Origin of the sequence: uncultured Streptococcus sp. (genome assembly GCF_963456385.1) — a bacterium.
GTDB lineage: Bacteria > Bacillota > Bacilli > Lactobacillales > Streptococcaceae > Streptococcus.
This window is the reverse complement of the sequence record NZ_CAUOLF010000038.1, coordinates 1-6,424: the sequence shown is the minus strand read 5'-3', so window position 1 is coordinate 6,424 and position 6,424 is coordinate 1. Positions and strand designations below refer to the sequence as shown.

The window sequence follows — 6,424 nt, the reverse complement described above, 5'->3', positions numbered from 1 at the left end:
AAAGTCAGAAATAGAGAAGGGAGTGGACCGCATGATTAAAATTTACGACACCATGACCCGCAGCCTACGTGAATTTGTGCCCATTGAAGAGGGCAAGGTTCGCATGTATGTCTGCGGTCCGACGGTTTATAACTATATCCATGTCGGCAATGCCCGCTCAACAGTAGCTTTTGACACAGTTCGTCGCTATTTTGAGTATCGGGGATTTGAGGTCAACTATATTTCCAATTTTACAGATGTAGATGATAAGATTATCCATCGAGCCAAGGAAGAAGGCATCACTCCCAAAGAAGTGGCTGACAAGTATATCGCAGCTTTTCGTGAGGATGTGACGGCCTTAGGTGTTAAGCTGGCTACTCAGCATCCGCGCGTGATTGACTTTATGGAGGCTATCATTGACTTTGTGCAGACTTTGGTGGACAAGGGCTACGCCTATGAGTCAGAGGGCGATGTCTATTTCCGAGTGGAAAAGTCTCACAATTATGCCAAACTAGCTAATAAAACCTTGCCAGACTTGGAGCTAGGCGCTTCTGGTCGGACAGATGATGAGACTGCCCGTAAGGAAAATCCGGTGGATTTTGCTCTCTGGAAGGCAGCTAAGCCGGGCGAGATTTCCTGGGACAGTCCTTGGGGAGCAGGTCGTCCGGGCTGGCACATCGAGTGCTCGGTCATGTCGACGGAGATTTTGGGTGATACTATTGATATCCACGGTGGTGGGGCAGACCTAGAGTTTCCTCACCATACCAATGAAATCGCCCAGTCAGAGGCCAAGACTGGTCAGACTTTTGCCAACTACTGGATGCATAATGGCTTTGTCAACATTGACGATGTTAAGATGTCCAAGTCTCTAGGTAATTTTATCACCGTTCATGATGCCCTCAAGACCATTGATGGTCAGGTGCTGCGTTTCTTCTTTGCTACCCAGCATTATCGTAAGCCGATCAATTTCACGGAAAAAGCTGTTCATGATGCAGCGACCAATCTTAAGTATTTGAAGAATACCTATGAGCAGCCTTTCACTGGTCAGGCAGATTCTGCTCAGCTTCAGGCCTTTCTGGACAAGTTCACCGCCGCTATGGACGAAGATTTCAATGCGGCCAACGGTATCACGGTTGTCTTCGAGTTAGCCAAGTGGATCAACTCTGGCAACTACACAGCTCAAGTCAAGGCAGCCTTTGCCAAGCTCTTAGAAGTTTTTGGTATCGTCTTTGTAGAAGAAGTCCTAGACGCGGACATTGAGCGCTTGATTGAGGAACGCCAAGCAGCGCGGGCTAATCGAGACTTTGCGACTGCAGACCGTATTCGGGATGAATTGGTCACTCAGGGCATCAAGCTTTTGGATACAAAGGACGGAGTGAGGTGGACCCGTGACTGATGTCAACCTGATTAACGGCATTGCCCTCGCCTTTGAGGGAGATGCTGTCTACTCCATGTATATCCGGCGTCACCTGATTTTTCAAGGTCTGACCAAGCCAAATCAGCTGCACAGGGAAGCAACCAAGTACGTTTCTGCCAAGGCTCAGGCCAATCTCATCTCTCTTATGCTGGAAGAAGGGATTTTGACGGAGAAGGAAGAGGATATCTACAAGCGTGGCCGTAATGCCAACAGCCACACCAAGGCTAAGAATACAGACATCGTCACCTACCGTATGTCTACAGGCTTTGAGGCAGTCATGGGCTACCTGCATATGACCGAATCTATTAAGCGACTGGAAGAGTTGATTGACTGGTGTATTCGGAAGATTGAGGCCTCGTTCTGATTCTGAAAGGAAGTAATTTATGAGTGATTTCTTACAATTTGATAATTTTAATTTCAAGTTGGCTATTGTTCAGGAGTTGATGTATGAACAAAACGTGCTTGAACCACGATTTGACGTTTACAGTTTTTGTGAATCTGAGAAATTATCTATAGATCCAGAAGACTTCTATGAGACACCAATTCCTGAAGTAGAGGCTTATTTCGAACGGTTGGAAATACCTAAAGAGTATGCGCAGAATGTAGAAAGCCTCTTCTTTGATGGAGGTAATGATATCTATGCGCAATTAATCCCTTTATGGGATGGTGAAGATGATCAATTTGATTTGGAAAATGTGACTGAAAAGGAACTATCGCAGTTTTCGAATTTGAAAACCATTGACGGAACAATCTTTCCATTTTCTAAAGAAGTACGTGATTTATTTGAATCCAAAGGAATTGATATCGAAGAGTAATATTATTGAATAAAGGAATCTTATGAAAAAATTTATATTGTTTGCAGTCTGCTTGTTTAGTCTGATGACACTTAGCGCCTGCATGTTTGTCCCTCTTTTCAGACGAAGTGGCAATACTTCTTCCTCGTCTAGCTCTAGCTACTCTAGAAAACAGAGCTCATCTTCGAAAAAAGAATACTCTGATGACGACTATGACTATAGCTCATCTAGTTCGTCTTCTGCAATTGAAGATGATCCATATACTCTCTTTAATGACTTTGGTCAATCTTTGGATGCCCTTACTGATATGCAAGATATTGATAAGTGGGAAGAATTTAAATCAATCAATCTCATTTATTTTGAAGAGGAGTCTGATCGGGTTGCTACTAAAAAGGATGAAGTACGTGCTAAGCTGGGTCAGCCAACTTCAGAGCTAAGTAGTGGAGGTGACCTGTGGAAGTCAGATAATTATACTATCCTTATTGCTTATGATGAAAATTCTGTTGTCATGAATAAGCTGATTACATTCACTTCTTCTAAACAAGTGGAAAGTTTAAGCGGTATTTCTAAAGGGATGTCAGCCCAAGACGTTGTCAAAAAACTAGGTAAACCACGAGGACTGGATGTGACAGGTATGTTTACTCGCTTCGTTTGGGCGGACGAGGATGATAAGGACTATTACGTCTATTTTAAGGGAAACAAGGTTTATGATACTAAAGAACCTAATTAAAAAGACATCAGTTATATAGCCGATGTCATGAAATGAAAACAAATTATTTTAATTCGGAGATAAAGATGATTAAAGTCCTTTATCTCTTTTTTAGTTTTAGTACTTTATTTGCAAAATAAAACAACTAGTCTTCTTTATATTTTTCGTAAAATTCCACCTTAATTCTAATAAAGGTCTCCAAGTCTCGCAGGAGCTGCAGAAGTATGGCGCGGGTTTCAAATTCCTGGCGGGTTTTAGGGAGTGGTCGCTCGCGAAAAACGGTCAAATAGTTGTCAATCTCGTCCAAGAGGTCTCGGGCGGGATTTTCTTGGCTCAGCTGCTTAGCGGTCTGAGAGAAGAGGCGGGCTAAAATCAAGCTTTCGCTGGCTGCTAGATGGCAGTTATTGATATTGCTGGCCATGTCTTGCAGGATACGATTTTGGGCCTGCCGCATTTCAAAATAGTGGATATGGTAGTTGGTCTGATGAAAGAGGTGGTTGGAGTGGTCCAGATAGACCAGCTGCAAGGCTTGTTGTAGAATCTTGTCCAGCTCCTTGATCAGAGCTGCATCATTTCGGCCGTCTCCAGATTTTAAGAAATATTCAAAGCGCAGGAGAATTTTTTTCAGCTGTTCTTCCACTTTCTCGTGGTAGTTGTCAATCTCTTGCTGGCGCGAGGGCATATAGAGATTGGCTAGCAGAGCAAAGCCAGTCCCAATAAGAAATAGAGCTAGCTCATTTCCAAGCAGAGACCAGGAGGTGGATTTTTCTAAGAGCAGATGGGTGACCAGGACGGTGCTGGGTGTAATGCCAATTTCCCAGCCAAGCCGAAAGGCCAGAGGCACATAGATCACGATATAGATGGCCAATGCTCCGAGATGAAAACCTAAAAAGTGCAAAGCCAGGCTTCCGATAGCCAGAGCCAGCAGGGTAGATAAAAAGCGATTGCCAGCTAGCTTTGCAGTGCTGCGGCGGGTATTGGTCACGCTGAGGATGGCAATAATTCCAGCTGAAGTTGAGTAGGCCAGACCTAAAAAGTCAGCCAGCCAAGCAGCGAGACAAGTAGCTAGTACTAGCTTGATGGTGCGTTGGAGGAGAGACATGAGTGAGAGTTTCCTTTTTTAGACTTCTTTCTATTATAGCATGACAGGCGTAGAATCTTAGGGCCTGCTGATTGCTTTTTATCAGAGCAGAATTATGTCTCGCCCGAGTAAATCCTGCCGCCATTTTTTCGCCTTTGTGTTATACTAGTCCTATGGAAAAAAACGATATTGTCTACGGTGTGCATGCGGTGACAGAGGCTCTCACGGCTAACACTGGAAATAAACTCTACATTCAAGACGACCTGCGTGGTAAAAAGGTCGACAAAATCAAAGATTTAGCAGCGGAAAAGAAGGTTTCTATCTCATGGACGCCTAAGAAAACCTTGCAGGAAATGACTGATGGAGCTGTTCACCAGGGCTTTGTTCTGCGGGTGGCGGAGTTCGCCTATACTGACTTCGAGGTGCTGTTGAAAAAAGCAGAGCAGGAAGACAATCCGCTCTTATTGATTTTGGACGGGCTGACTGACCCGCACAATCTGGGCTCTATCTTGCGGACAGCTGACGCGACCAATGTGGCTGGAGTCATCATTCCCAAGCACCGGGCAGTCGGTGTGACACCAGTCGTGGCCAAGACTTCAACGGGTGCCATTGAGCATATTCCCATTGCCCGTGTGACCAATCTCGGCCAGACTCTGGATAAGCTCAAGGAAGCTGGTTTCTGGATTTTCGGTACGGATATGCAGGGGACGCCTTCTCATAAGTGGAATACAGCAGGCAAGCTGGCCCTCATTATCGGCAACGAAGGTAAGGGAATCTCCAGCAATATTAAAAAACAGGTGGACGAGATGATTTCCATTCCCATGAATGGGCATGTCCAGAGCCTCAATGCCAGTGTTGCAGCGGCTATTCTCATGTATGAAGTCTTTCGCAATCGCCTATGAAAAGAAAAATCTTACTGGTGGACGGCTACAATATGACGGCCTTTTGGCGGGAGACTCGTCCTTACTTTAACCGCGGAGAGCTAGATGCTGCACGAACCATTCTGCTTCAGAAACTCAGCAATTATGCTAGCTTTGAAGGACTGGAAGTTATCTGTGTCTTTGATGCCCAGTATATGCCGGGAGTTCGGCAGACCTACGAGGAGTTTAATGTGACGGTCGTTTTCACTGAAGAGGAGGAAACGGCAGATGACTATATCGAGCGCTTGGCAGCTGAGCTCAATACACCCAAAAATCAGGTGTCGGTTGCGACCAGCGATCTCAATGAGCAGTGGACTGTCTTTGCCCAAGGGGCTTTGAGAGTGTCCGCTAGAGAGCTAGAGAAGAGAGTGGCTGTTACCAAATCAGACCTTAATAAACTGAGCGGACAAATCAACCTGCAAAGACCGCCCTTGCGACCGATGGACAACCAATCTTTGCGTGATTTACAAAAAATGATGGAGAAAAAAGATGACCTTTAAAATTTTAACCGATTCAACAGCAGACCTGCCAGAAAACTGGACCCAGGAAAATGATGTGCAGGTCCTAGGCCTGACTATTCAGCTAGATGGCCAAACTTATGAGACAGTTGGCGCAGGAAAGCTGACCAGCCAAGAACTTCTGGATAAGATGGAGTCCGGCAGCAAGCCGACTACCAGCCAGATTAATGTCGGCCAGTTTGAAGATGTCTTTCGAAGCTATGCCAAGGAAGAGACACCAGTTCTCTATGTAGCCTTTGCTTCGGCTCTATCAGGTACTTATCAGAGTGCTGTCATGGCACGGGAGATAGTCTTAGAAGATTTTCCAGATGCACTGATTCGTATCATTGATACCAAGGCGGCTTCTATGGGTGAAGGACTTTTAGTCATGAAGGCAGCAGAAGCTAGAGCTGCAGGCCAGACTTTGGCGCAGACAGCAGACTTGATTGAGAGTTTGGTGCCTAAGGTTAAGACATATTTTCTGGTTGATGACCTCAATCACCTGATGCGGGGCGGTCGGATTTCCAAAACTGCTGCGCTTATGGGGAGCTTAGTTAATATCAAGCCGATTATCGCTGTCAAGGGAGATGGGACTCTGGACTCGGTCGCTAAGGTTCGCGGCAAGAAGAAGGCGCAGGCAGAAGTGGTCCGCATGACTCTGGAGGGAGTTGCTGACCCGCGGGTGGTCATCGCCTATGCAGGTGCCAAAGAGATTGCTGAGAGTTTGAAAGCCCAGCTGCTGAAAAGTGACCAAGTAGAGGAAGTTCTCCTCATGCCTCTGGGACCTGTCATTTCTACCCATACTGGTCCGGGAACTTTGGGACTCTTTAGTATAGCCCAAGACATTCAAGACTAAGAAAACATGAAATCGCTATTTCATAAATAATTACTTCAAATCTATTGCTTTTGCCTACTATTTTTGATATGATAGTAGGCGGTATTGTTTACCCCATTTGTAAGGCCCCGGAACCTTTCAAATAACTCGCGGACCGGAACATCCGCCCTGTAAACAAAAACGATATTCATA

The 6,424-nt window shown here is 45.5% G+C and carries 8 protein-coding genes; 7 read left to right on the top strand and 1 reads right to left on the bottom strand.

The genetic code is table 11. The features are described 5' to 3' along the window. The first annotated feature begins 31 nt into the window (after nt 1-31). From cysS to RP262_RS11100, 4 genes are all read left to right on the top strand, one after another. On the top strand, nt 32-1,375 hold the full coding sequence (gene cysS / locus RP262_RS11115) for a cysteine--tRNA ligase (protein ID WP_311155187.1): 1,344 nt from the start codon (nt 32-34) through the stop codon (nt 1,373-1,375). Continuing rightward, nucleotides 1,368-1,760: a Mini-ribonuclease 3 gene (locus RP262_RS11110; RefSeq protein WP_223310376.1), complete on the top strand. Its 393-nt coding sequence runs from the start codon at nt 1,368-1,370 to the stop codon at nt 1,758-1,760. The genes cysS and RP262_RS11110 overlap by 8 nt, the downstream gene beginning before the upstream one ends. Before the next feature lie 19 nt (nt 1,761-1,779). After that, a complete protein-coding gene (locus tag RP262_RS11105) occupies nt 1,780-2,211 on the top strand; it encodes a DUF6892 domain-containing protein (protein ID WP_223310375.1) in 432 nt (143 codons plus the stop codon). Between the two features lie 286 nt (nt 2,212-2,497). Further along, a complete protein-coding gene (locus RP262_RS11100) occupies nt 2,498-2,920 on the top strand; it encodes a hypothetical protein (RefSeq protein ID WP_002907990.1) in 423 nt (140 codons plus the stop codon). A 124-nt stretch (nt 2,921-3,044) separates the two neighbouring features. Here RP262_RS11100 and RP262_RS11095 read toward each other — a convergent pair whose 3' ends face one another. Continuing rightward, nucleotides 3,045-4,001, bottom strand: coding sequence for an aromatic acid exporter family protein (locus RP262_RS11095; protein ID WP_311155186.1), 957 nt, complete (start codon nt 3,999-4,001; stop codon nt 3,045-3,047). Nucleotides 4,002-4,153: 152 nt separating this feature from the next. Between RP262_RS11095 and rlmB the strand changes: the two genes are divergently transcribed. The 3 genes from rlmB to RP262_RS11080 are packed head-to-tail and all read left to right on the top strand — an operon-like array spanning nt 4,154 to nt 6,253. After that, the gene (gene rlmB, locus RP262_RS11090) at nt 4,154-4,882 is read left to right on the top strand and encodes a 23S rRNA (guanosine(2251)-2'-O)-methyltransferase RlmB (protein WP_311155185.1); all 729 of its coding nucleotides are present in this window, start codon (nt 4,154-4,156) and stop codon (nt 4,880-4,882) included. Next, nucleotides 4,879-5,400, top strand: coding sequence for an NYN domain-containing protein (locus RP262_RS11085; RefSeq protein WP_311155184.1), 522 nt, complete (start codon nt 4,879-4,881; stop codon nt 5,398-5,400). Before rlmB ends, RP262_RS11085 begins: the two co-directional genes overlap by 4 nt. Further along, nucleotides 5,390-6,253: a DegV family protein gene (locus RP262_RS11080; RefSeq protein WP_311155183.1), complete on the top strand. Its 864-nt coding sequence runs from the start codon at nt 5,390-5,392 to the stop codon at nt 6,251-6,253. The genes RP262_RS11085 and RP262_RS11080 overlap by 11 nt, the downstream gene beginning before the upstream one ends. The last annotated feature ends 171 nt before the right edge of the window (nt 6,254-6,424 follow it).

Coding starts and splice junctions, on each gene's coding strand:
- RP262_RS11085 (WP_311155184.1), top strand. CDS start 4,879: ATGAAAAGAAAAATCTTACTGGTGGACGGCTACAATATGACGGCCTTT.
- RP262_RS11080 (WP_311155183.1), top strand. CDS start 5,390: ATGACCTTTAAAATTTTAACCGATTCAACAGCAGACCTGCCAGAAAAC.
- RP262_RS11105 (WP_223310375.1), top strand. CDS start 1,780: ATGAGTGATTTCTTACAATTTGATAATTTTAATTTCAAGTTGGCTATT.
- RP262_RS11100 (WP_002907990.1), top strand. CDS start 2,498: ATGCAAGATATTGATAAGTGGGAAGAATTTAAATCAATCAATCTCATT.
- rlmB (WP_311155185.1), top strand. CDS start 4,154: ATGGAAAAAAACGATATTGTCTACGGTGTGCATGCGGTGACAGAGGCT.
- cysS (WP_311155187.1), top strand. CDS start 32: ATGATTAAAATTTACGACACCATGACCCGCAGCCTACGTGAATTTGTG.
- RP262_RS11095 (WP_311155186.1), bottom strand. CDS start 4,001: ATGTCTCTCCTCCAACGCACCATCAAGCTAGTACTAGCTACTTGTCTC.